Consider the following 22,325-nt stretch of genomic DNA (forward strand, 5'->3'; position numbering starts at 1 on the left):
TAATCGCACTCTATTTACATTCAAATAAACGAATGTGATGATGCATATAGAGTTCTGGGAGTGAACGTCCATGACGAAGACTGACGATACGCTGCGTGCGCCCTCCCGTCGCGGCTTTCTGAAATCCGGCATAGCCGTGGGCGGCGCGCTCGCCGCCGCTCCTCTTGCCGGGCGCGCCATGGCGTCCGAAGGCGACCCGGCAATCCTTGAGAAGAAGGATTGGAACCAGTATCTGGGCGATGGCGTCGATGCGCGGCCATACGGCCACCCTTCCGAATTCGAGGCTCATGTCGTTCGCCGCAACGTCGGATGGCTCACCGCCGATCCGGTGTCTTCGGTGAATTTCACGCCGCTGCATGAGCTTGACGGCATCATCACGCCGAACGGGCTTTGCTTCGAGCGCCACCATGCGGGCATTGCCGAGGTCGACCCGGCCGAGCACCGCCTCATGATCAACGGTCTGGTGGATCGCGAGCTCGTCTTCACCATGCAGGATCTGATGCGTTTCCCGCGCGAAAACCGGGTCTATTTCCTGGAATGCGCGGCCAATTCCGGCATGGAGTGGCGCGGCGCACAGCTCAACGGCTGTCAGTTCACCCACGGCATGATCCACAACGTCATGTACACCGGTGTGCCGCTAAAATACCTGCTGGAGGAAGCCGGCCTCAAGACCAACGCAAAGTGGCTTCTGCCTGAAGGGGCGGATGCCGCCGGCATGACGCGTTCCGTCCCGCTCCAAAAGGCGCTCGACGACTGTCTCGTCGCCTTCAGGATGAACGGCGAGGCGCTTCGCCCGGAACAGGGTTATCCAGTTCGCCTTGTTGTGCCCGGCTGGGAAGGCAACATGTGGGTCAAGTGGCTGCGCCGGATCGAGGTCGGCGACGAACCGTGGCACCACCGCGAGGAAACATCGAAATACACCGACCTCATGGCAAACGGGAAAGCCCGACGATTCACCTGGGAAATGGACGTAAAGTCGGTGATCACCAATCCTTCGCCGCAAGCCCCGATCCTGCACGACAAGGGCTTCACCGTACTCACTGGCCTTGCCTGGTCGGGGCGCGGCACGATATCGCGCGTGGATGTATCCATCGATGGCGGGCGCAACTGGCGCCCTGCGCGTATCGACGGGCCGAGCCTCGGCAAATCCGCGCATCGTTTCTACTACGAGTTCGACTGGGACGGCTCGCCGCTCCTTCTCCAGTCTCGCGCGGTCGATTCGCAAGGCATTGTCCAGCCGACGAAGGATGCCTTGCGCGCGGTGCGCGGCACGAATTCCATCTACCATAACAACGGTATCCAGACCTGGCATGTGAAGTCCGGTGGGGAGGTCGAAAATGTCGAAGTTTCTTAAGCCCGCCGCCCTTCTGGCCGCCTTGGCAGTCGGTGTGACCGCAGCCCATGCAGGCGGAAAGTTCGGCCTTGGCCGCGAAGCGACGAAGGATGAAGTCGCCGCCTGGGATATCGACATTCGCCCGGATGGAACCGGCCTGCCGGATGGAAAAGGCAATGTTTCCGACGGCGAGGAAATCTTCGCCGAACGCTGTGCCGTCTGCCATGGCGATTTCGGCGAGGGCGTGGACCGCTGGCCGGTGCTTGCCGGCGGCCACGGCACGCTTTCAAGCGACAGGCCCGTCAAGACGATCGGCTCCTACTGGCCGTATCTGTCGACCGTTTACGACTATATCAACCGCGCGATGCCCTTCGGCGAGGCGCAGTCGCTGACGCCTGACGAGGTTTACGCGATCACCGCCTATCTCCTTTACATGAACGACGTCGTCACCGACGACGAGTTCGAACTATCAAAGGAAAACTTCACGGAAATCCGTCTCCCGAACGAAGAAAACTTCTTCGAGGATCCGCGCCCTGACACCGCGACGCTGAGGGACGGCGATCCCTGCATGTCTAACTGCAAGGACAAGGTGGAAATCACCATGCGCGCCCACGTTCTGGATGTGACGCCAGATTCAGAAGACGACGAAGCAGCTGCCGGCAGCATCGATTGATGCATCCGCCTTGAAGCTGCGCTCGATGTCCTCCCTGGCCCGCTTGACCGAGCGTAACCGAAATGCGTGCGAACTATGCACCACCGCACGGTTGAAGACTGGTCGGACGGCACATTCGTGCGTGAGGGTATCGATAAAAATATTCAGATCTCAGGCATCTTTTAAAGTTTCCTTTACGTCATTTATGGGAAAAATTCCAAATTCGGCTTTGTGTTTCGAAGAGGAGTTTCTATGCCCGTAATACCTGGGCCTCATAGTTGTATCGGAACGTCGAAAGCGACGATCGACTTCATATTCGACCGTCTGGCCAAAGCCTGCATGAACGCAGGCGGCAGCCTGACAGCAGCCGAGCTTGCAGCGGCCAGGAAGGTAATCGAAGCCTCTTTCACGAAATCGATCGACTTTTCGGCCATCAACGCCGCCTGCCGTTCCGCATTCAAGCATATCTCGATCGATCTTGCGGATGCCCGGAATCTGTCGGCGGTCGTCTTTTACGCCTACTTGCAGGATCTGCTGAAGATCTGCTTCCAGGGCCAGATTTCCCGCAAATCCGATTGGCACCGTTCATTTTGTCTCGCGCTGGTTGAACTTTGCGAGGAACAGTTCAAGATCGCGATAAGGAGCCGTCTCAAGGAAACCTACGAAGCGGCAGCCATGAAGTCCGGCGCTCAAATCCAGATGAAGGAGTTGACCGACGCTCCCGCAACCGTCGCCGCTATGTCTCAAGTCCTGAATGCCCTCCAGGGACTGCTCGTCGACCAGGCGGCGCAGCGCGCAGCGACGGATATCGTCAACCGCTCGCTTATGGAATCGCTAGATGTTCGTGCGCCCAATGTCTTTCTCATATCGCGCACCTCGATTGTTCGCTTCGTGGAAAAACTGGATAAATTCGGTACGAACCGTCTGCGCACCGCCGCGTTTGAGCGAAACAGGACGATTGCTGCCGGCGCATTGCCGCTGACAGGTGAATAACATTGTTCACTTGTCGGCAAACGGCGTATCCCGCTCCCCGTCTTCCCAATCGAAAGGCGTAAAATTCTCACCTCTCGCCGAACCTGCTCCGTGCGGGAAATCGATCACCACGTTCAATCTCACGATGCCCTTGCCATCGTTGACAAGGTCGGAACGCTCGCGGCGGACCTTTATTTCCGCTCCGCGAACGGCTATTTCGGCGGATCGGGCACCGGAAAGCGCATCGTAGAGCGCTGACGGCCATTCCCATCCGTATCGCCCCGCGACCTGATCCAGCACCTCCCGAGTTGCGGCCTTCGCCTCGCTGAGTGTATCCGGATTGTCGCCGTTCAGCTTGACCCTGAGAAATCCGAGGCGGTCTTCGGAAGCGCCGCGCAAGCTCACAAAGATCGTGCTTTGCCCTCCTTGCCCGTTTTCCTTACCAACCGCGACAAGTTCGCTGGAGCACTGCCATCCGCCATCCCTGAGCGGGTCCGGCGTCCATGCGGACATCGGCACACCCACACCTTCGAACGCCGCGCACAGGTCGCGCGGATGTCCGCCGTAGACGAGCTTGAACAGATCGGGCTTGTCGGGGGCCGGGTCCGTCAACCGCTTTCGGGCGTCTTCGGGAAGTCCGGCCAGGGGATCGGGGGCCGGCCGCACCCGTTTTTCCGAAATGCCGGTTCCCGGCACCTCCGATCCCTCATCAGTGCCGGCCAACCACCAGCCTGCAGCGATGCTTGCAACGACCGCTACTGCCAGCGCGGCCGCCACAGCCGCCTGCCGGTGGCGATTCCCTTCCCAAATGCTCCAGGCATGTTTGCCCGTTTCGTCGGAAATGTGACTGCTTCTCATGCACCCGTCGTAACTGACCTGGCGCTCTACTTAAACCCTCCACCGACACACGATCTTCTGACCCCGCGACCACGAATGCCATTGGCAAGACCCCTTCATTCGGTGCACCATTGCGGAAGAGCAATCAATTCAAGGCCGTGCGGTTCTGGAGGGCGCATGCTTGAAGCGCTGGACAAGCGCATAGAGGACAAGCGTGAGGACATCGTTGCGCTCACGCAGGATCTCATCCGCTATCCCACGGTCAACCCTCCGGGCGAGGCTTATCAGCCCTGCGCGGAGTTTATTGGTGCGCGGCTCAAGCGGCGCGGTTTTGAAGTCAGCTTCATCCGGGGCGAGGATACGCCGGGCGACAGCGACCGTTATCCCCGCTTGAATGTTATCGCGCGGCGCGAAGGCGGGCGTCCCGGTCCTTGCGTTCATTTCAATTCGCACATCGATGTGGTTGAGACCGGCCATGGCTGGACAGTCGATCCGTTTGCCGGCGTCGTGCACGACGGAAAGGTTTTCGGGCGCGGCGCCTGCGACATGAAGGGCGGCATGGCCGCCTCCATCATCGCTGTTGAAGCCTTGTTGGAGTTGAAGCCCGAATTTTCCGGCGCAATCGAAATTTCCGGCACGGTCGACGAGGAATCGGGCGGGCTTGGTGGCGTCGGATTTTTGGCCCGAAAAGGATATTTCTCCAAACCGCGCGTCGACCATGTGATCATTCCCGAGCCACTCAACAAGGAGCGTATCTGCCTCGGCCACCGTGGCGTCTGGTGGGCCGAGATCGAGACGCATGGTTCCATTGCCCACGGCTCCATGCCATTCCTCGGAGACTGCGCGGTGCGCCATATGGGCGCGGTGATGGACCGGTTCGAGCGCGAGCTTTTCCCCCGTCTTGCGGCGAAGCACACCGATATGCCGGTGGTGCCGGAAGGCGCGCGGTCTTCCACGCTCAACATCAACTCCATCCACGGCGGCCAGCCGGAAGGTTTCGACGGTCTGCCTTCTCCTTGCGTTCCGGACAGTTGCCGCATGGTGATCGACCGCCGCTTCCTGATCGAGGAGGAGCTTGACGAGGTAAAGGCCGAAGTCACCGGCATCCTCGAAAGCCTGAAAGCCGAACGCGGCCGGTTCAGCTATTCGATTCGCGACCTTCTTGAAGTTCTGCCGACGATGACGGACCGTGAAGCTCCCGTCGTCCGCGCCGTGGCGGCCGGCATCGAGGAGGTGCTGTCACGCGAGCCTGACTACGTGATTTCCCCCGGCACTTATGATCAAAAGCACATCGTACGCATCGGCCACCTGCACGATTGTATCGCCTACGGCCCGGGCATTCTCGACATAGCTCATCGGCCGGACGAATTCGTCGGCATCGACGATATGCTGGATAGCGCCAAGGTCATGGCGCGCGCCACGCTGGCGCTCCTGTCCATTCAACTGACCCTATAACCCGAAAAATACAAGGGATCGACAAAATGGCGATGACATCACTTCGGGGTTTGAAAGCCTTTCTTGCCGCCGTGGCAATTGGCGGCGGTATTTTGGCCGGCGCGCCGTCTGCCGATGCCGCGCGAACCGATGTCGTTCTCGGCGTGCGCCTGGAACCGCCGCATCTCGATCCGACGGCGGGTGCGGCCGCCGCGATTGACGAAGTCGTCTTCATCAACGTCTTCGAAGGCCTGACCCAGGTCGACCGTGATGGCACCGTCAAGCCGGCGCTTGCCGAAAGCTGGGAGATCTCGGATGACGGAACGGTTTACACCTTCAAGCTGCATGAGGGCGTGAAGTTTCACGATGGAACAGATTTTACCGCGGAAGATGTCGTCTTCTCGCTGGATCGCGCGCGCGGAGAGGATTCCGTCAACGCCCAGAAGGCCAAGTTCGAGGTCATCGACAAGGTCGAGGCGGTTGATCCGTCGACCGTGCGCATCACGCTCATGAGGCCGGCGGGCGATTTTCTCTTCACGCTCGGCATTGGCGATGCCGTCATGGTCGGGCCGGAAACGGCCGATGGCAACAAGTCGGATCCGGTCGGCACCGGTCCTTTCAGGTTTTCCCGCTGGGCGAAGGGAGATCATATCGAGTTGGTGAAGAACCCCGGTTACTGGGGCGAACCGGCCCGGCTTGAAAAGGCAACCTTCAAGATCATCGCCGATGCGGCCGCATCGCTGGCCGCCCTCATGGCGGGCGATGTCGACGGTTTCCCCATCTATCCCGCGCCGGAAAACCTGCCCCAGTTCGAGGCGGATCCGCGTTTCAGCGTTGTCATCGGCTCCACCGAGGGTGAAACCATCCTCGCAACGAACAACGCCAGAAAGCCATTCGACGACATTCGCGTGCGCCGTGCCATTGCCCACGCGATAGACCGGCGGGCGATCATCGATGGCGCGATGTTCGGCTTCGGCACGCCGATAGGTTCGCATTTCGCCCCGCATCACCCCGCCTATGTCGATCTCACGGGCCTGTCTCCGCACGATCCGCAGCGCGCGAAGGAATTGCTCGCCGAGGCCGGATATCCGGACGGCTTCAAGGCAACGCTGAAGCTGCCGCCGCCCTCCTATGCCCGCCGTGGCGGCGAAATTCTCGCCTCCGATCTCAAGAAGGTCGGCATAGAACTGGAGATCATTCCGCTCGAATGGGCGCAGTGGCTGGAGCAGGTCTTCCGCGGCAAGGATTACGACCTGACGATCGTCTCGCATACCGAGGCGCTCGATATCGATATCTACGCCCGCGACGACTATTACTTCAATTACGACAATCCGGAGTTTAAGGCTCTCATCTCAAGACTCAACGCCACCACCGATACGGTCAAACGGTACGAGCTCATGCGCCAGGCGCAAAAGATGATCGCCGACGATGCGGTCAACGGCTTCCTTTTCCAGCTTGCGAAGACGGGCGTTTGGAACGCCAGGCTCAAAGGGCTTTGGGAAAACGCGCCCGTGCAGGCGAACGACCTGACCCGGGTCTATTGGGAGGAATGATGGGGCGCGCCTGATGAAACTCAGGCCAGCACCACCACCTTGGCGTTCAGCGGCACACGGTCGTAAAGATCGATGATATCCTGCTGCCAGAGGCGGATGCAGCCGCTCGACGCGTTGGTGCCGATGCTTTCGGGCTGGTTCGTGCCATGGATGCGGTAAAGCGTATCCTTGTTGCCTTGCCAGAGGTAAAGGCCGCGCGCGCCGATCGGGTTGGCGGGGCTGCCGTCCATGCCGTCATCATATTTGGCAAGCTCCGGCTGGCGCGCGATCATTTCGTCGGGCGGGAACCACTTCGGCCACACCCGTTTGTAGCCGACACGCGCTTCGCCCGACCACGCAAAGCCCTCCCGTCCGACGCCGATACCGTATCGGATCGCCCGCCCGTCCGGCTCGATGAGATAGAGAAACTTAGACCCCGGATCGACGATGATCGTGCCGGGGTCATATTGCGTCGGATAGCTCACGTATTGGCGAAGGTATGCCGGATCGAATTCCCGATACCGGATCGCCGGCAGAAGGAAGCCATTATCGTTCACCGGCGCATAGGCCGAGGCATAGTCGAAGCCGCCATAGCCATACCCGATATCGCCGCCGCCGAAGAATTGCGGCGGCGCAAGGCTGGCGATGGACGTGGACGGCCGTTGCGACTGGCAGGCGGCGAGCGCGAAGGGCAGGCCGACCAGGAAACCGCGCCTTGTCAGCATGCCGTTTTGGCCTCTCACCGGACGGCTTTTCAAAGAAGGATGGGGCACGTGGCGGCAGCCTCCAGGTCAATCTCAAAAACTAACCCAGAGTATGCAGGTATTTACACCGTTTTGTCGACGGTTTGCCGCACCACGCACTTAATCCGGGTCAGCGCCTTCCGCAGCCGTACTGTCGGCGATCTTCGGCCGGAGGTAGCGCCCGACGATAAGCGGCGCAATGAAGCCGAGGATAGCGAACGCCCACAGCCCGACCGCCAGGGGCGAGCCAAGAAGCACCGACCAGTCGCCGTCCGAAATCTGCACCGCCCTGCGCAGGCTCTTTTCCATTTCCCCGCCGAGCAGCGTCCCCAGGATCACCGGCACCAGCGGAACGTCAAGTTTGCGCAGGATATAGCCCGCGACGCCGAAACCGACGAGAAGATAAAGATCGAAGGTCGAGCCGGAGATGCCGTAAATCCCGACGAAGGATATCATGGCGACCGCCGGCATCAGATAGCGCGGCGGGATCAGCAGCACCCTCACGAACAGGCTGACGAGCGGGATATTCATCGCCAGAAGCATGATGTTGCCGATGAAAAGGGCTGCGATCAGGCCCCAGACCACGTCCGGGTTCTGCTGGAAAAGCAGCGGGCCCGGCGTGATGTTGAGCGCAAGCAGCATGGCAAGCAGCACCGCGGTCGTGCCGGAGCCGGGAACACCCAGCGCAAGCATCGGTACCAGCGCGCCGCCGGCGGCGGCGTTGTTGCCCGCTTCCGGTGCCGCAACGCCCCTCGGGTCCCCCTTGCCGAATGTCTTCTGGCCGTCCGAGACGCGTTTTTCGATCGAATAGGAGATGAAGGAACCGAGCGACGCGCCCGCGCCGGGCAGGACGCCGGCAAGGAAGCCGAGCACGGTCGAGCGGCTCATCGCACCCAGACAGGCCTTGATCATGGAAAGCGGAGCCGTCACGCGGCCGAGTTTCATGTTCGCGTTCGACGCTTCGCCCTGGCCGCGATGTTCCAGAAACAGAAAGACCTCGGAAATCGCGAAAAGGCCGACGATGGCGATCAGGAAATCGATGCCGCTGAAGAGGTGAACGTTGCCGAAGGTGAAGCGGTCGACGCCGGCCATCGCATCGACGCCAATGGTCGAGATACCGATGCCGAGGGCTGCAGCGACGGCAGCCTTCGCCTGATTGCGTGAGGCGACGCCGCCGAGCGTGCAGAAGGCGAGCGTGAAGAGCGCGAAATATTCCGCAGGGCCGAAGAGTAGCGCCACGCTCACAAGCAGCGGAGCGAGGAAAACGAGCCCCCATGTCGCGAAAAACGCACCAATGAAGGAAGCGATGCCCGAAAGCGCCAGAGCTTCGCCCGCTTGGCCCTTTTTCGCCATCGGGTAGCCATCAAGCGTGGTCATCAGCGCCGGCTCGTCACCGGGGATGTTGAGCAGGATCGAGGATATGCGCCCGCCGTACATCGCGCCGTAATAGACGCTGGTCAACAGGATCAGCGCAGGCGTTGCAGGCAGGCCGAGCGTAAAGGCAAGCGGGATCAGGATCGCCACGCCGTTGGAGGGGCCAAGGCCCGGCAACGCGCCGATGATGGTCCCGAGGAAGCAGCCGAGCAGCGCAAGGAACAGGTTTTGGAGCGTGAGGGCGACGGTAAAGCCGTCGGCGAGCGAAGATAAGGCTTCCATCGGTCAGTTCCTTTAAAAACCCCAGGGCCCGCGCGCGAGCGACAGGCCGAGAATGAGATGGAAGATCACGTAGATGCCGACGGAGATCAAAACGCCGGAGACAGCGGCCCGCAGCGGTGGCGTACCAAGCCGCCAGCCGAGAAGTGCCGCGGCGAAGGCAGTGGCGATCACGAAGCCGACGTCTTCGAGCAGAAAGGCATAGGCGATCAGGACGGCGACGGCGAAGACGATCTCGATCATGCCGCGCATGTCCGGCCAGTCCGGCCGCTCGTCGGGAACGAGGATCGGGTAAAGCCCGCCAAGTGCCAGCAGCGTTCCGATGATGTAGGGAAATGCGCGCGGGCCGACCGGCGTCTCGATGAAGCCCAGTTCGATGGTACTCGCGGAATAGATGTAGAATCCGGCAAGCAGCAGACAGACGACCCCGAAGATCCTGTCGCTCATGGCGTGCCCTCCCCTTCGCGCTTCCTCCTCCCAGCCGCAAGGGCTGCGAAAGCGCGTACTTATTGCAAGATAATCTCAGTGTCGGGTGTATTGCGCCGCACACGCAAGCGGATCGTTTCGCGCGGTGCGAAAACGGCCCGCGCGAACCCGCGCGGGCCGTGACCGAAGTGCCGGACCTTATTTTATAAGGCCGATTTCCTTCGAAAGCGTCTCGACCTGCCCGATATGTTCGGAAACGAAGGTCTGGAACTCCTCGCCGGATAGCGAAAGCGGCATCAGGCCGTTTTGCGTCATGACCTGCTTCCATTCATCGGAATCGTAGACGGTCTTGATCGCGCCGGTCCAGAAGTCATAGGCGTCGTCGGACATATCGCCGGGCGCGTAAAATCCGCGCCAGTTGGCGCCGACCACATCCACGCCCTGTTCCCTGGCGGTCGGGAACTGGTCGAATTCGCCCGGCAGGCGCTCAGGAGCCAGGACGGCGATGATCTTGATATCGCCTGAATCGACGAAGCCCTTGGCCTCGGAAATATCGCCGGAGAAGGCCTTCACATGGCCGCCGAGCAACTGGGTCACCGCTTCGCCGCCGCCGTCGAAGGCGACGTATTTTACCTTCTTGACGTCAATGTCCGCCTTCTGCGCCGCGATCAGAACCTTCAGGTGGTCCCAGCCGCCCACGGCGGAACCGCCCGCAACCGGCACGGAGGCCGGATCGGCCTTGATCTGGTCCAAGAGCTCGGGAAGCGTGTTGATCGGAGAATCCTTGGACACTGCGATCACGCCATAGTCGGCGCCAACGGTGCCGATCCAGCGAACCTGGTCCATTGACGCGCCCGGATAGGCACCCTGCGCAAGGCGCGTGGCCGTGGCGGACGAGGCCGCTACGATCAGATTGTTGTCTTCATTGCGCTTGCTGACAACCTCGGCGAAAGCCACGCCGCCGCCGCCGCCGGCCTTGTTGACGACCTGCATCGGGTTTGAAATGACCTTGATGTCATAGAGCGTCTTGCCGACCTGCCGGCAGGTGAAGTCCCAGCCGCCGCCCGGGTTTGCTGGCGCGATGCATTCGGTATTGCCCGGCTCGAAGGCAAGTGCCGAGCCGGTCAGCGCAAAGGCGGCGAAAAGGGTCGCAACGGACCCTGACAGAATTTTTCTCACGATTTCCTCCCTCGGGCGTCGCCTTGCGGATATTTTCGCAAGCCTTCCTGCCCGTTTCGACAATGGCGGAGAGCGTATCCCGCTTTCGCGGAACAAGAATTCGCTCCAGGATCAAAAAGTTGAAGCATATTCATGCCGCCAAAACGGTCCCGTTTTGGCGGAATATGCCCTGGTGCCGGCGTTCTCCCACCGCCAGTCTTGTTTTTTATCCGCTCAAGCTGTCGCGAAGCTGTCACCCGATCCGGAATTTCTTTCGCGGTCAGTAGCAGCGGTGATAACGCATGCAGCCGCGATAGTTCGGGTTGGCGTATCCCCAGTTCGCGATGCAGCGGTCGCTCCAGTATTGGCAGGCCGGAACGACGGGTTGTGCGTAGTAGCGCGGCGCATAGGCGGCCGCGGGCGCTCCCCACCAGACATAGGGGTACCACCATCCGCCGTAGAAATAGGTGAAACCCGGCCGGCGGTAGCGGTAGCGCGGTCCGTACCACCGCCCGCCGCGGTGGTAGCCTTGCCGCCCGCCGTAATAACGCCCTCCGCCACGGTAGGCCCGGCCTCCGCGATAGTAACGTCTGCCACCCCGGTAGGCGCCGCCGCGATTGGCTTGGCGGTTCCCCCGGCGATACTGGACTTCGGTAACGAGCTTTTCCGGCCCGACGACAGCGCTCCCGCCCGCAAGGGCGGTCCCGGCGGGCATTGCGGATGTCGGAAGGGTCGATCCAGGCGCGAGCAACAGCGAGAGCGCAAGGACGCAGGTAACGTGAACCCAGCTCATGAGGCATGCCTCCTGTGCTAAAGCAAGAGCTTAGCACAGAACTCAAGATTTACCCTTCGTAACTTCCCAGACTCGAAATCGGGACGCGAAGGCCGCGTTCAGTCGTTCCAGAGCCAGGCCGCGCCACGCACACCGGAGGAATCTCCATGTACCGCACGGTGGATCGGGACTTCATATTGGTCGGAGAAGACGAAAGGCGCCATGGCGTCCGGCAGGTCGTCATAAAGCTCGTCCACATTCGACATGCCGCCGCCAAGCACGAAGACATCCGGGTCCAGAAGGTTCGCGACCATGGCCATCGCCCGTGCAAGCCGGCTCAGGTAACGCTCGTACGTCGCCTTCGCCTCAGCCTCGCCTGCGCGCATCCGCTCGATAATCTCGCGCCCGCGAATGTCACGCCCCGTGCTCTCGCGATAGTCCCACTCGAAACCGGTTCCCGAGCACAGCATGTCTATGGCGTTGCGGTGGCCAAGCCAGCATTCCGGGCCCGGAAACTCGTCCTCGCGCAGGAACGGCAGCACGATGCCGCCCCACTCGCCGCCGATGCCGTTCGCACCCCGATGGGCCTTGCCGTCGATCGCAATCCCCGAGCCCGATCCCGTGCCGACGATGATCGCGTGCACCACGTGCTTGCCGGCGCCCGCACCGTCGGTCGCCTCGGAAACGGCAAGGCAATTGGCGTCGTTCTCGATCCTCACCGGACGGCCGAGCGCCGCCTCCAGGTCGCGGTCGAGCGGCTTTCCGTTCATCCAGGTGGAATTTGCGTTCTTGACGAGCCCCGTCGCAGGCGAGATTGAGCCCGGAATTCCAAGGCCCACCGTGCCGGCAACGCCGGTTTCCACTTGCGCGGCCGCTACCAGGTCGACAACGGTGCGAATGCAGCCGTCATAGTCGTCGCGCGGCGTCGGCACGCGCTTGCGATATGCCTCGTTTCCCGCGGCATCCAGCGCGATGACTTCCATCTTCGTGCCGCCCCAGTCTATCCCGAACCGCATTCCGCTCTCATTCCCCTCGTTTGGCCGGCATGTCGAACGCCGGCGTCTCGCCTTGCGCGATCTCATCTGCCTGCTTGCCGTAGCTTGAGAATTTCTTCAGCACTCTTTCCATTTCTTCGGCTGGCAGAAGCACCGGTTCCCCGGCGATCAGCGCCGACAGATATTGATCGGCCAGCGCCTCCACTTCGCCCGCAAGCCATAATGCCTTGGCAAGCGTCGGGCCATAGGCGATCTGGCCGTGATTTGCCAGCAGGCACGCGAGTCTCGTCCCGAGCGCAGCAATCATTTTTTCGGACAGCTCCGCCGTCCCGAAGGTCGCATAATCCGCGCATTCGATCGTATCGCCTCCCGCCACCGCCACCATGTAGTGAAACGCCGGGATCGGCCGGCGCAGGCAGGAAAGAGCCGTGGCGCGCGGGCTGTGGCAATGGACGACGGCGCCTGCCGTCTCGTTTGCGCGGTAGATGTCGAGGTGCATGCGCCATTCCGAAGACGGCAGGAAGTCGCCCCGGTAGCCGCCGTCAAGGTCCATCGGCACGATCATCTCTTCACGAAGCGCATCATAGGGCACGCCGGAGGGCGTGACGAGGAAACCGCCGCCCCATCTTGCGCTGACGTTACCGGACGTTCCCTTCGTCAGGCCTTCGCGCGGCAGGGCGCGGGCCGTCTCTATAATGTCTCGGCGCAGCGCCGGTTCTTCGTCGCTCATCGGTGCCGTCATGTCTCGCCCTTGCCCGGCGTCATTCTGTCCCGTTTCGCCGTCACCGCCACTCCGGCCTTTTTCTCCCACTTCGCCCGCCGCCTGATCGCGGTCTTGAGGTCTGGCGCCGCGGAAACCAGAAGTCTCGTATAGGGATGGCGCGGATGGTCGAACACAAGCGCCGTCGGCCCATGTTCCACGATCTTTCCCGCATTCATTACCATGACCTCGTCGGTGATCGCGCGCACCACCGAAAGATCATGCGAGATGAAAAGATACGCGAGGCCGAGCTTATCCCTGAGATCGGCGAACAGGTCGAGGATCTGCGCGCGGATCGAGACGTCGAGCGCGGAAACCGGCTCGTCGGCGACGATCAGCTTCGGCTTGGTCACGAGTGCCCGCGCGATCGCGATCCGCTGCCGCTGCCCGCCGGAAAATTCATGCGGATATTTTTCCTTGTCCGCCGCCGACAGGCCGACATTCAGGAGCGCTTCCTCCACGCGTCTGCGCTTTTCGCCTTCGTCGATTTCCCCGCGCAGGAGGAAAAGCGGTTCGGCGACGATACGCTCGATCCTGTGGCGCGGGTTGAAGCTTCCGTATGGATCCTGGAACACCACCTGCACCGAGCGGTGCACGGCTTCTCGCTCCTTTCCCCTGGCCGAGAACGGATCGCGTCCCAGAACGGAGATGCTGCCGCCGTTCGGTTCCTCCAGCCCCAGGATCGCGCGTGCCAGCGTCGACTTTCCGCACCCCGATTCCCCGACGAGGCCGAGGCTTTGCCCCGGCAGTATTTTGAAGGACACCCGGTCGACGGCGGTGAAGGGCGGCTGTTTCCTGAAAAGCGAGCGGCGCGGCAAAGCGTAATTGCGCACCAGCCCCTCCACCTTCACCAGCGGCTCCGTGCGCCGCCTTGCGATGCTGAGGACGGGCCTTACCCGCTTTTGGGGAACGTGGTTCGACGCTTCGAAAAGCGATTGCGAGTAAGGGTGCGTCAGGTTCGCAAAAAGGCTCCCCGTCGGCCCGGTCTCGACGATTTCGCCGTCCTTCATGATCGCCACCCGGTCGGCCATGTCGGCAACGACGGCGAGATCGTGGCTGATCAGAAGAAGCCCCATGTCGTCCTTCTTCACGATCTCCTTGATAAGCGCCAGGATCTGCGCCTGGATCGTGACGTCGAGCGCCGTCGTCGGCTCGTCGGCGATCAGGAGCTTCGGCTTGCAGGCGATCGCCATGGCGATCACCACGCGCTGGCGCTGGCCGCCCGAAAGCTGGTGCGGAAAGCGTTCCAGCGGGAAGCGGGAGGCGGGAAGGCCGACACGGTCCATGAGGTCCGCCGCCCGCTCGCGCGCCTCGCGTTTCGAAACGCCGAAATGCCAGGTCAGGCTTTCGGATATCTGCGCGCCGATGGTCTTGACCGGGTTGAGCGCCGTCATCGGCTCCTGGAACACCATGCCGATCCGGCGCCCGCGCATGCGGCAAAGCTCGCTTTCCGGCATCTGGAGGATGTTTTTCTTGCGGAAACGTATCTCGCCTTCGGCTTTCCCGCCGTGAGGCAGAAGCTGCATCATCGCGAGCGCCGTTATCGACTTGCCTGAGCCGCTTTCGCCGACAAGGCCAAGCGTTTCTCCGCGCGCGATCTTGAACGACACGTCCCTCAGGATCGGTTTGTCGTGGATCGAAAGGTTGAGCCTGTTCACGGCAATGAGCGGCATTATCCGACCCTTCGTCTCAGTTTCGGGTCGAGTATGTCGCGCAGGCCGTCGCCAAGCAGATTGAGCCCCAGCACCGTGGCGACGATGGCGAGGCCCGGATAAAGCGCAAGCTGCGGCGCGAAGGCCATCATCGTCTGGGCTTCGTTCAGCATCCGCCCCCACGTGGCGACGGGTGGCTGCGCTCCGAGGCCGACGTAGGAAAGCCCCGCTTCGGCGAGGATGCCGAGCGAAAACTGGATCGTTCCCTGCACGATCAGCAGGTTGGCGATATTCGGCAGGATGTGTTCGGCGAAGATCCTCACTTGGCCCTTGCCCGCCACCTGGGCGGCCAGGACGAATTCACGGGATTTATAGGCAAGCGCCCCGCCGCGCGCCACGCGCGCGAAAACGGGAATGTTGAAGATGCCGATGGCGACAATCGCATTCACCGCGCCCGGCCCGAAGATCGCCGTGATCATCACCGCCGAAAGAAGTGCCGGAAACGCGAAGACGAGGTCGTTGAAGCGCATGACCGTTTCATCGATCCAGCCGCCGCGCGCAGCCCCCAGAAGACCGAGCGGCACACCGATCACGATGCCGATTCCTACGGCGACGAGGGCAACCGCGATCGAGGTTCTGGCCCCCACCATCAGCATGGAGAGGATGTCGCGTCCGTAGTGATCGGTGCCGAGCGGATGGGCGGCCGATGCCCCTTTCAGCTTGTCGGCGACGGAAAGCTGGTCGATTGCGTAAGGCGTCCAGACGAGCGACAGCAGCGCTGCGAAAACCACAACCGCGGTGATGACCGCGCCTACCGCGAAGGACCGGTTTTCGCGCATCGCCCGAACGATTTGCCTCAGCGCCATTGCACCCATCACCGCCTCCTCAGTCGCGGGTCGACCGCCGCATAGGCGATATCGACGAAGAAGGTGACGATGACGACGGTTGCGACCAAAAGCACGACCACGCTCTTGACCACGATCAGGTCGCGCTGCGTGATCGCCTGAAAGACGAGCCGCCCGATGCCCGGCAGATAGAAAACATTCTCGATGATGATCGTGCCTGCGATCAGGAAGGAAAACTGAAGGCCCAGGATCGTCAGCACCGGGATCAGCGCGTTTCGCACCGCGTGCCGCCAAAGTGCCGCGTGCCTCGTCAGCCCCTTGGCGCGGGCGGTGCGGATATAATCCTCATGCAGCGTGTCGACGAGCGCAGACCGGAGCACCCGCGCCAGGATCGAGGCTTGCGGCAGGGCGAGCGCCACCGCCGGCAGGGTCAGCGCCTGAAACGCCGCGCCCACGCCTTCGCTCCAACCGGGAAACCCGCCGGAAGGCACAAGCCGAAGCGCGACGGCGAAGACATAGACGAGCAGGATCGCGAACCAGAAGTTCGGCACCGCGATCCCCAACTGCGTCAGCGCCATGATGCTCGTATCCGGCGCCCTGCCCCGGTTTCGCGCGGCGATCACGGCGACTGGAAAGGCGATGACGACGGACAGCGCAAGCGCCATCAGCGCAAGCGGCAGCGTTACGGCAAGCCGTTCGCTCACGAGTTCGGAAACCGGCACCGAATAAGTGTAGCTCGTGCCGAGATCGCCGGTAACCAGTCCGGCAAGCCAGGCGGCGTATCGCATCGGCGCAGGCTGGTCGAGGCCGAGTTGACGATGAAGCGCGGCGATCGTGTCCTCGCGCGCCTCCACGCCCAGCATGAGCGCGGCAGGGTCGCCCGGAAGCACTTCTAGCACGATAAAAACCACCGCCGTCGCGACGACGAGGGTGGCGATCAGGCTGAGTGCACGCTTGAGGACATAGGCCAGCATGGGGCGAGCGTAGAAGCCTCCGCTCCGCTCCGCAACGGATAGACGAAATTACGTATCGACTATCCGCAAGGATTCGCGTTCTGATGATCAGGCATCCGGGGACCTTTGCTCATGATCTTGAATGTGCTGACGATTTTTGGCGGTATCGGCCTTTTCCTCGTCGGCATGACGATGATGACGGACGGTCTGCGCCGGCTTGCGGGCATCGCGCTGCGCAACGTTCTCGCCCGCTACACGAAAAGCCCGTCATCGGGCGCGGTCACCGGCGCGGTCACCACCGCGATCCTTCAATCGTCGAGTGCCACGACCGTAACGGTCGTCGGCTTCGTGGGCGCAGGCCTTCTCACCTTTCCCCAGGCGCTCGGGGTCATTTTCGGCGCGAATATCGGCACCACGATCACCGGCTGGCTCGTCGCGCTTGTCGGCTTCAAGCTGAAGATAGGCCTGCTCGCCCTTCCTCTCGTCTTCGTCGGTGCCTTGATGCGCTTTCTCGCGCGCGGCAAGGCACGGGATGCCGGCTGGGCGCTTGCCGGCTTCGGGCTGCTCTTCGTCGGCATCGATACCATGCAGCAGGCCATGAGCGCCTTCGAAGGCATGGCCACGCCGGAGGATTTTCCGCCCGACACGATTTTCGGCCGCCTGGAGCTCGTGCTTCTCGGCGTCGTCATCACAATGATCACGCAATCGTCCAGCGCGGGCGTGGCCACCGCCCTTGTGGCGTTGAGCGCGGGAGCGATTTCGCTTCCGCAGGCTGCGGCGATGGTCATCGGCATGAACGTCGGCACCACCTTCACGGCGGCCCTTGCCACCGTTGGCGGGTCGGCCGCCATGCGCCAGTCCGCCTTCGCGCATATCGTCTACAACGTGGTCACCGGCGTCATCGCGTTCTTCCTGCTCCCGGTCTATGCGTCGGCGGCAAATGCGCTTCAAGGCGGCGAAATCGGCAACGGACAGATCACCCTTGTCGCCTTTCACACGCTGTTCAACTTCCTCGGCCTGTTTCTGGCACTGCCCCTTGCCGCGCCCTTCGCAGGGTTCGTGCAATGGTTGGTGCCGGATCAGCATCCCCCGCTCACCACCCGGCTCGACCGGAGCCTTTTGAGCGAGCCCCAGGCCGCGGTCGATGCGGCATCGGCAACCGCGCAAGACATCTCCCGCGCGCTCCTGGACCTTCTGGTTCTCGCGCTCGACCCCAAACGCCCGGTAACGCCCGATCCGGAAAGCTTGCGGATCATAGACGATGCGGTGCAGACGACACGCGGTTACATCGAGCTTTTGCGGACCAGCCACGATGTTCTGACACAGCACCGCCGCCATATCGATTGCATGCATGCGCTCGATCATCTGGGGCGCATGGGAACCCGGCTCACGCAGACGGAGCGAATTCGCGCCCTCAGAAAGGATTTCCGGCTTCGCCGCCTTGCCGGTCTTCTTCGCGCTCACGCTCTCCTTTTGACGACCTGCGACACCGGCGAGGAACTGGAAGCGCGCCTCGCCCATCTGGACGATCTCTTCGTCCGCCAGAACCGGCTATTTCGCGAAAGGCTGTTCAATTCCGCGGCTGACCGCACGATCGAGGTGGAAGACGCCATGCTGCAACTGGACGCCATGCGCTGGCTCGCCCGCATGGCCCATCACCAGCACCGGCTGACGGTTCATCTCGACAGGGCGCTTGCCATCCCCGTTGCGGAAAGCGCGACGCCCGAACCTTCACCGGAAACTTAACCGAACTCCTCCCACACGCCTTCTTCCATCGCGATCCTTTTTAAAAGCGTCGGCCTGTCGGTGATGAGCCCGTTGACTCCGATGCGGATCAGACGGCGCATCTCGGCTTCCTCGTCAATGGTCCAGACATGCACGGCAATGCCGCGCGCATTGCAGTATTTGACGAAGCGGCGCGTTGGAAGCGTGATGCACCCGTACTTCGAGGGCACCTGCGCGCAGAGCGCCTCCACATCGCGGCCGGGAAGGCCCCAGGATCCGAATTTCAGGATACGTACATCCCTCGGCCCCGCGCCGGAACACACCGCACTGCCGAAATGCCGGCGCACGGCATGGAGACGCTCATCCGAGAACGAGGCAAGGCACACCCGGTCGAGGCAATTCATCTTCTCCATCAGGTCGAGCGCGGGTTGAAGCGCGTGGTCCGTCTTGATGTCGATGTTGAAACGCATCTCCGGAAAATCGGCGAGCGCCTCTTCCAGCGTCATCATCGGCTCACTCCCGCCAATCTTTGCTTGCGTGACTTCGGCGATCGGCAGTTCTGAGACAACACCCTTGCCATCCGTCAGATCGTCAAGGTGGTCGTCATGGAAGACGACGAGCACACCGTCGCGGCTCGCCTGCACGTCGATCTCGATGAACCGGTAGCCGAGCGCCCTTGCCGCCTCGAAGGCCTTGCGGCTGTTTTCCGGCTGTTCCAGCCCCCCGCCGCGATGGGCGAAACAGGCGAATTTCGTGTCGGCAAGATAAGGATGGCGGAAATTCATTCGTTCAAGTCTCAATTCGGTTTGCTGTGCGGCTCAACCTACTTGCACCCTGCCCCGCCTGTCATTCCCGCAATCGTAACGGTGTCTGTCGGCTTCCGGGCGCATTCCGCAGCTGCCTCCAAGGTTGCAACAGGCCGCCAAAGACCTTATAAACCCAAACGTCCGGGCATCCGTCGCCCGGCACGACAGGTCTCGGCCTGGCCTGCATGCCTTCCGCGGCTTCCTTCCGCGACCATCCTCAGGCTTTATGCGGCCGGCCGGCAGAAGCGATGCGGCAACTTCGCGACTGTTCTTGTTCGTTTACCGAATTCTTCGGTTCCGGATCGCGCCTTCTCGCGGAGGCGAATGCGATTCGCCAACTAAATCGATCGCGGCTTCGCTCGCGAGTATTGTGAACTCTGGAAAGGAGACTAGCCCTGCAAGTTCTCGTCCGTGACAACAATGTCGACCAGGCCCTCAAGGTCCTGAAGAAGAAGCTCCAGCGCGAAGGCCTTTATCGCGAGATGAAGCGTCGCCGCTCCTACGAAAAACCGTCCGAGATCCGCGCCCGCAAAAAGGGTGAGGCTGTTCGCCGCGCCCGCAAGGTTGCGCGCAAGCTTGCCCAGCGCGAAGGGCTGATCGCCAAGACCGGCCGCCGCTGATCGCGGCCTGTTGGCTGTAACCGTCGCAAACGGCGTTGCGCTTGCTCGCCCCTTGGGGTAATCAGGCGCTTATGAAAAAGACGATGACCATGATCGTTATCTGGTGGTGGCGTCCCTGAAACGGGCGGCCATGATCTTGCGATCTTTGTCTAGTCAAGGTTCGAAAGGCCGCCGCGGAACCCCGCAGGCGGCTTTTTCGTATGCGAAACCGGCCGGATGCGGGCAGCGGGGGCGCGATTTCAGGGAGTGAGACATGCCGCTTTCGGCCGAGCAGACATTCGAAACACGGGGCGGGATCACCGTCATCCGCTCTTCCCGCCCCGCCGATCACGACGCGGGAACGTCGGCGTGGATGGACCGGCTCGATGCCGAGCGCGGCGCGGTCTTCTCCTCATCCTATGAATATCCTGGCCGCTATACCCGCTGGGACATGGCGATCGTCAACCCGCCGCTGGTGCTGGAAGCCAAGGGCCGCGACGTGACGATCCGCGCGCTCAACGGGCGAGGACGCGTTCTTGTTCCCGCCATCAGGCGCGCGTTCGAGGGGCACCCGGACATCACGCGTTTTTCTGGCGAAGGCGACACGATTTCGCTGACGATCCGCACACCGGACAAGCCCTTCGCCGAGGAAGAGCGCTCGCGCCAGCCTTCGTCCTTTACCGCCGTTCGCGCGCTGATCGAGCTTTTTTATTCCGATGACGATCAGCTCGGCCTTTACGGCGCCTTTGGTTATGATCTCGCCTTCCAGTTCGAGCCGATCGAGCAGAAGCTTGCCCGCCCTGACGACCAGCGCGACATCGTCCTTTACCTGCCCGACGAGATCCTCATCGTCGACCACTACGGGCGCAAGGCGCATGTGGTCGAATATGATTTCGAGGTCGACGGAAAATCGACGCGCGGGCTTCCACGTGACGGCGAGAAGCATCACTATCAGCCCGCCAACGAGGATCCGGGCCGTGGCGATCACGAACCCGGCGAATATGCGAACCTCGTGCGCAAGGCGATGGATTATTTCCGCCGTGGCGATCTTTTCGAGACCGTGCCCGGCCAGACCTTCTACGAGCGTTGTCCCAACCCGCCGTCCGCCGTCTCCCGCCGCCTGCAGGAAATCAACCCGAGTCCCTACGGCTTCTTCATCAATCTCGGGAACGGCGAATATCTCGTCGGCGCGAGCCCGGAAATGTATGTGCGCGTCACCGGCGGGCGGCGCATCGAAACCTGCCCCATTTCCGGCACCATCCGGCGCGGCCGCAACGCGATCGAGGACGAGGCGCAGATCAGGAAGCTCCTGAATTCCGCCAAGGACGAGGCGGAGCTTACCATGTGCTCCGATGTCGACCGTAACGACAAAAGCCGCATCTGCGAGCCGGGCTCGGTTCGCGTCATCGGACGCCGACAGATCGAGATGTATTCGCGCCTCATCCACACGGTGGATCATATCGAAGGCACGCTGCGCGAAGGCATGGACGCGCTTGATGCCTTCCTGTCGCACGCCTGGGCAGTCACGGTCACCGGCGCGCCGAAACGCTGGGCCATGCAGTTCATCGAGGATAACGAGAAAAGCTCCCGCGCCTGGTATGGCGGCGCCATCGGCGCCGTGCTCTTCAACGGCGACATGAACACCGGACTTACGCTTCGCACCGTCCGTATCAAGGATGGCGTTGCTCAGATCCGCGCCGGCGCGACCCTTCTGTTCGACAGCGTGCCGGAGGATGAGGAAGCCGAAACGGAGTTGAAGGCGGAAGCCATGCGCGCCGCCGTTCGCGAGGCGGGTCTTGCCCGTCAGGCGGAGGAAGCCAGCGCCGAACCGCTTCCCGGCAAAGGACTGAAAATCCTCCTGATCGATCATGAGGACAGCTTCGTCCACACGCTCGCCAATTACTTCCGCCAGACGGGAGCCGACGTCGTCACCTATCGCACGCCCGTGGCTGACAGCGTGTTTGAGGATGTAAAGCCCGATCTTGTCGTGCTCTCGCCCGGCCCCGGCTCGCCGAAGGATTTCGACTGCGCGGCGACAATCGGCCGGGCGCGGGCGCGCGACCTGCCGATCTTCGGCGTTTGCCTCGGGCTACAGGCGCTTGCCGAAAGTTTCGGCGCGAAGCTCGGCCAGCTCGACGTGCCCATGCACGGCAAGCCGTCGTCGATTGGTTTCGAAGGCGACTCAATGCTGTTCGAAGGTCTCGCCTCACCCGTCATCGTCGGGCGCTATCATTCGCTCTACGCCGAACCGGCGACGCTTGACGGCGATTTCCGCGTGACCTCACGCACGGATGACGGCGTCATCATGGCGTTCGAACATTCGTCGGAGCCGATAGCCGCCGTGCAGTTCCACCCGGAATCGATCATGTCGCTCGATCAGGAAGCCGGCCACCGCATCATCCGCAACGTCATCACAAAGCTGGTGAAACAGAGGGAGAAGGTGGAGGTCTGATCGACCCTGCGTTCTCGCCCAACTAT

The 22,325-nt window shown here is 62.1% G+C and carries 20 protein-coding genes; 8 read left to right on the forward strand and 12 right to left on the reverse strand.

What is annotated here, in order from left to right; translation table 11 throughout:
* The first annotated feature begins 70 nt into the window (after window positions 1-70).
* The 3 genes from soxC (at window position 71) to HPQ64_RS16610 (ending at window position 2,978) form a co-directional block, all read left to right on the forward strand.
* The gene (gene soxC, locus HPQ64_RS16600; RefSeq protein ID WP_172889683.1) at window positions 71-1,354 is read left to right on the forward strand and encodes a sulfite dehydrogenase; all 1,284 of its coding nucleotides are present in this window, start codon (window positions 71-73) and stop codon (window positions 1,352-1,354) included.
* Window positions 1,338-2,006, forward strand: coding sequence for a c-type cytochrome (locus HPQ64_RS16605; RefSeq protein WP_172889684.1), 669 nt, complete (start codon window positions 1,338-1,340; stop codon window positions 2,004-2,006). The genes soxC and HPQ64_RS16605 overlap by 17 nt, the downstream gene beginning before the upstream one ends.
* A 231-nt stretch (window positions 2,007-2,237) precedes the next feature.
* Window positions 2,238-2,978 (forward strand): hypothetical protein, encoded by a 741-nt coding sequence (locus tag HPQ64_RS16610; RefSeq protein ID WP_172889685.1) that lies wholly within the window; start codon window positions 2,238-2,240, stop codon window positions 2,976-2,978.
* 6 nt (window positions 2,979-2,984) lie between these two features.
* On the opposite strand, the gene HPQ64_RS16615 is transcribed toward HPQ64_RS16610, so the two are convergent.
* On the reverse strand, window positions 2,985-3,815 hold the full coding sequence (locus tag HPQ64_RS16615) for a DUF6030 family protein (RefSeq protein WP_172889686.1): 831 nt from the start codon (window positions 3,813-3,815) through the stop codon (window positions 2,985-2,987).
* A gap of 156 nt (window positions 3,816-3,971) precedes the next feature.
* On the opposite strand from HPQ64_RS16615, the gene HPQ64_RS16620 reads away from it, so the two are divergent.
* Window positions 3,972-5,249 (forward strand): acetylornithine deacetylase/succinyl-diaminopimelate desuccinylase family protein, encoded by a 1,278-nt coding sequence (locus HPQ64_RS16620; protein ID WP_172889687.1) that lies wholly within the window; start codon window positions 3,972-3,974, stop codon window positions 5,247-5,249.
* Between the two features lie 26 nt (window positions 5,250-5,275).
* Window positions 5,276-6,781: an ABC transporter substrate-binding protein gene (locus HPQ64_RS16625; RefSeq protein WP_425483831.1), complete on the forward strand. Its 1,506-nt coding sequence runs from the start codon at window positions 5,276-5,278 to the stop codon at window positions 6,779-6,781.
* A gap of 20 nt (window positions 6,782-6,801) precedes the next feature.
* Here HPQ64_RS16625 and HPQ64_RS16630 read toward each other — a convergent pair whose 3' ends face one another.
* The 10 genes from HPQ64_RS16630 to HPQ64_RS16675 form a co-directional block, all read right to left on the reverse strand.
* Complete coding sequence (locus tag HPQ64_RS16630) at window positions 6,802-7,485, reverse strand: L,D-transpeptidase (protein WP_172889688.1); 684 nt, start codon at window positions 7,483-7,485, stop codon at window positions 6,802-6,804.
* A gap of 138 nt (window positions 7,486-7,623) precedes the next feature.
* Complete coding sequence (locus tag HPQ64_RS16635) at window positions 7,624-9,159, reverse strand: tripartite tricarboxylate transporter permease (RefSeq protein ID WP_172889689.1); 1,536 nt, start codon at window positions 9,157-9,159, stop codon at window positions 7,624-7,626.
* A 12-nt stretch (window positions 9,160-9,171) separates the two neighbouring features.
* The gene (locus tag HPQ64_RS16640; RefSeq protein WP_172889690.1) at window positions 9,172-9,603 is read right to left on the reverse strand and encodes a tripartite tricarboxylate transporter TctB family protein; all 432 of its coding nucleotides are present in this window, start codon (window positions 9,601-9,603) and stop codon (window positions 9,172-9,174) included.
* A gap of 177 nt (window positions 9,604-9,780) precedes the next feature.
* The gene (locus HPQ64_RS16645; protein WP_172890381.1) at window positions 9,781-10,752 is read right to left on the reverse strand and encodes a tripartite tricarboxylate transporter substrate-binding protein; all 972 of its coding nucleotides are present in this window, start codon (window positions 10,750-10,752) and stop codon (window positions 9,781-9,783) included.
* 268 nt (window positions 10,753-11,020) lie between these two features.
* Window positions 11,021-11,533: a hypothetical protein gene (locus HPQ64_RS16650; RefSeq protein ID WP_172889691.1), complete on the reverse strand. Its 513-nt coding sequence runs from the start codon at window positions 11,531-11,533 to the stop codon at window positions 11,021-11,023.
* A 98-nt stretch (window positions 11,534-11,631) separates the two neighbouring features.
* Entirely contained in the window at window positions 11,632-12,528 is an 897-nt protein-coding gene (locus tag HPQ64_RS16655) for an ROK family protein (protein WP_172889692.1), read from the reverse strand.
* A gap of 7 nt (window positions 12,529-12,535) precedes the next feature.
* Window positions 12,536-13,237, reverse strand: a complete 702-nt coding sequence (locus HPQ64_RS16660; RefSeq protein ID WP_172889693.1) for a class II aldolase/adducin family protein — start codon at window positions 13,235-13,237, stop codon at window positions 12,536-12,538.
* 8 nt (window positions 13,238-13,245) lie between these two features.
* Window positions 13,246-14,940 (reverse strand): ABC transporter ATP-binding protein, encoded by a 1,695-nt coding sequence (locus tag HPQ64_RS16665; RefSeq protein WP_172889694.1) that lies wholly within the window; start codon window positions 14,938-14,940, stop codon window positions 13,246-13,248.
* Window positions 14,940-15,794 (reverse strand): ABC transporter permease, encoded by an 855-nt coding sequence (locus tag HPQ64_RS16670; RefSeq protein WP_172889695.1) that lies wholly within the window; start codon window positions 15,792-15,794, stop codon window positions 14,940-14,942. Before HPQ64_RS16670 ends, HPQ64_RS16665 begins: the two co-directional genes overlap by 1 nt.
* The gene (locus HPQ64_RS16675; protein ID WP_172889696.1) at window positions 15,794-16,738 is read right to left on the reverse strand and encodes an ABC transporter permease; all 945 of its coding nucleotides are present in this window, start codon (window positions 16,736-16,738) and stop codon (window positions 15,794-15,796) included. Before HPQ64_RS16675 ends, HPQ64_RS16670 begins: the two co-directional genes overlap by 1 nt.
* A 111-nt stretch (window positions 16,739-16,849) precedes the next feature.
* Here HPQ64_RS16675 and HPQ64_RS16680 point away from each other — a divergent pair, with 111 nt between their 5' ends.
* Complete coding sequence (locus HPQ64_RS16680) at window positions 16,850-18,463, forward strand: Na/Pi cotransporter family protein (protein ID WP_172889697.1); 1,614 nt, start codon at window positions 16,850-16,852, stop codon at window positions 18,461-18,463.
* Here HPQ64_RS16680 and HPQ64_RS16685 read toward each other — a convergent pair.
* Window positions 18,460-19,227 carry a glycerophosphodiester phosphodiesterase family protein gene (locus HPQ64_RS16685; protein ID WP_172889698.1) on the reverse strand — a complete coding sequence of 256 codons (768 nt, stop codon included), beginning with the start codon at window positions 19,225-19,227 and terminating at the stop codon, window positions 18,460-18,462. The two genes, HPQ64_RS16680 and HPQ64_RS16685, sit on opposite strands and share 4 nt — an antisense overlap.
* A gap of 416 nt (window positions 19,228-19,643) precedes the next feature.
* Here HPQ64_RS16685 and rpsU point away from each other — a divergent pair, with 416 nt between their 5' ends.
* Window positions 19,644-19,868, forward strand: coding sequence for a 30S ribosomal protein S21 (rpsU, locus tag HPQ64_RS16690; RefSeq protein WP_160775904.1), 225 nt, complete (start codon window positions 19,644-19,646; stop codon window positions 19,866-19,868).
* A gap of 253 nt (window positions 19,869-20,121) precedes the next feature.
* Entirely contained in the window at window positions 20,122-22,299 is a 2,178-nt protein-coding gene (locus tag HPQ64_RS16695) for an anthranilate synthase component I (RefSeq protein WP_172889699.1), read from the forward strand.
* Window positions 22,300-22,325: the final 26 nt, after the last annotated feature.

It is taken from the genome of Hongsoonwoonella zoysiae (genome assembly GCF_013266695.1).
Lineage (GTDB): Bacteria > Pseudomonadota > Alphaproteobacteria > Rhizobiales > Stappiaceae > Hongsoonwoonella > Hongsoonwoonella zoysiae.

What these genes read in the sequence shown, in the direction of transcription:
- HPQ64_RS16680 (WP_172889697.1), top strand. Translation starts at nt 16,850, where the DNA reads ATGATCTTGAATGTGCTGACGATTTTTGGCGGTATCGGCCTTTTCCTC.
- HPQ64_RS16685 (WP_172889698.1), bottom strand. Translation starts at nt 19,227, where the DNA reads ATGAATTTCCGCCATCCTTATCTTGCCGACACGAAATTCGCCTGTTTC.
- HPQ64_RS16605 (WP_172889684.1), top strand. Translation starts at nt 1,338, where the DNA reads ATGTCGAAGTTTCTTAAGCCCGCCGCCCTTCTGGCCGCCTTGGCAGTC.
- HPQ64_RS16675 (WP_172889696.1), bottom strand. Translation starts at nt 16,738, where the DNA reads ATGCTGGCCTATGTCCTCAAGCGTGCACTCAGCCTGATCGCCACCCTC.
- soxC (WP_172889683.1), top strand. Translation starts at nt 71, where the DNA reads ATGACGAAGACTGACGATACGCTGCGTGCGCCCTCCCGTCGCGGCTTT.
- HPQ64_RS16635 (WP_172889689.1), bottom strand. Translation starts at nt 9,159, where the DNA reads ATGGAAGCCTTATCTTCGCTCGCCGACGGCTTTACCGTCGCCCTCACG.
- HPQ64_RS16615 (WP_172889686.1), bottom strand. Translation starts at nt 3,815, where the DNA reads ATGAGAAGCAGTCACATTTCCGACGAAACGGGCAAACATGCCTGGAGC.
- HPQ64_RS16665 (WP_172889694.1), bottom strand. Translation starts at nt 14,940, where the DNA reads ATGCCGCTCATTGCCGTGAACAGGCTCAACCTTTCGATCCACGACAAA.
- HPQ64_RS16625 (WP_425483831.1), top strand. Translation starts at nt 5,276, where the DNA reads ATGGCGATGACATCACTTCGGGGTTTGAAAGCCTTTCTTGCCGCCGTG.
- HPQ64_RS16655 (WP_172889692.1), bottom strand. Translation starts at nt 12,528, where the DNA reads ATGCGGTTCGGGATAGACTGGGGCGGCACGAAGATGGAAGTCATCGCG.
- HPQ64_RS16670 (WP_172889695.1), bottom strand. Translation starts at nt 15,794, where the DNA reads ATGGGTGCAATGGCGCTGAGGCAAATCGTTCGGGCGATGCGCGAAAAC.
- HPQ64_RS16695 (WP_172889699.1), top strand. Translation starts at nt 20,122, where the DNA reads ATGCCGCTTTCGGCCGAGCAGACATTCGAAACACGGGGCGGGATCACC.
- HPQ64_RS16620 (WP_172889687.1), top strand. Translation starts at nt 3,972, where the DNA reads ATGCTTGAAGCGCTGGACAAGCGCATAGAGGACAAGCGTGAGGACATC.
- HPQ64_RS16610 (WP_172889685.1), top strand. Translation starts at nt 2,238, where the DNA reads ATGCCCGTAATACCTGGGCCTCATAGTTGTATCGGAACGTCGAAAGCG.
- HPQ64_RS16640 (WP_172889690.1), bottom strand. Translation starts at nt 9,603, where the DNA reads ATGAGCGACAGGATCTTCGGGGTCGTCTGTCTGCTGCTTGCCGGATTC.
- HPQ64_RS16650 (WP_172889691.1), bottom strand. Translation starts at nt 11,533, where the DNA reads ATGAGCTGGGTTCACGTTACCTGCGTCCTTGCGCTCTCGCTGTTGCTC.
- HPQ64_RS16630 (WP_172889688.1), bottom strand. Translation starts at nt 7,485, where the DNA reads ATGCTGACAAGGCGCGGTTTCCTGGTCGGCCTGCCCTTCGCGCTCGCC.
- HPQ64_RS16660 (WP_172889693.1), bottom strand. Translation starts at nt 13,237, where the DNA reads ATGAGCGACGAAGAACCGGCGCTGCGCCGAGACATTATAGAGACGGCC.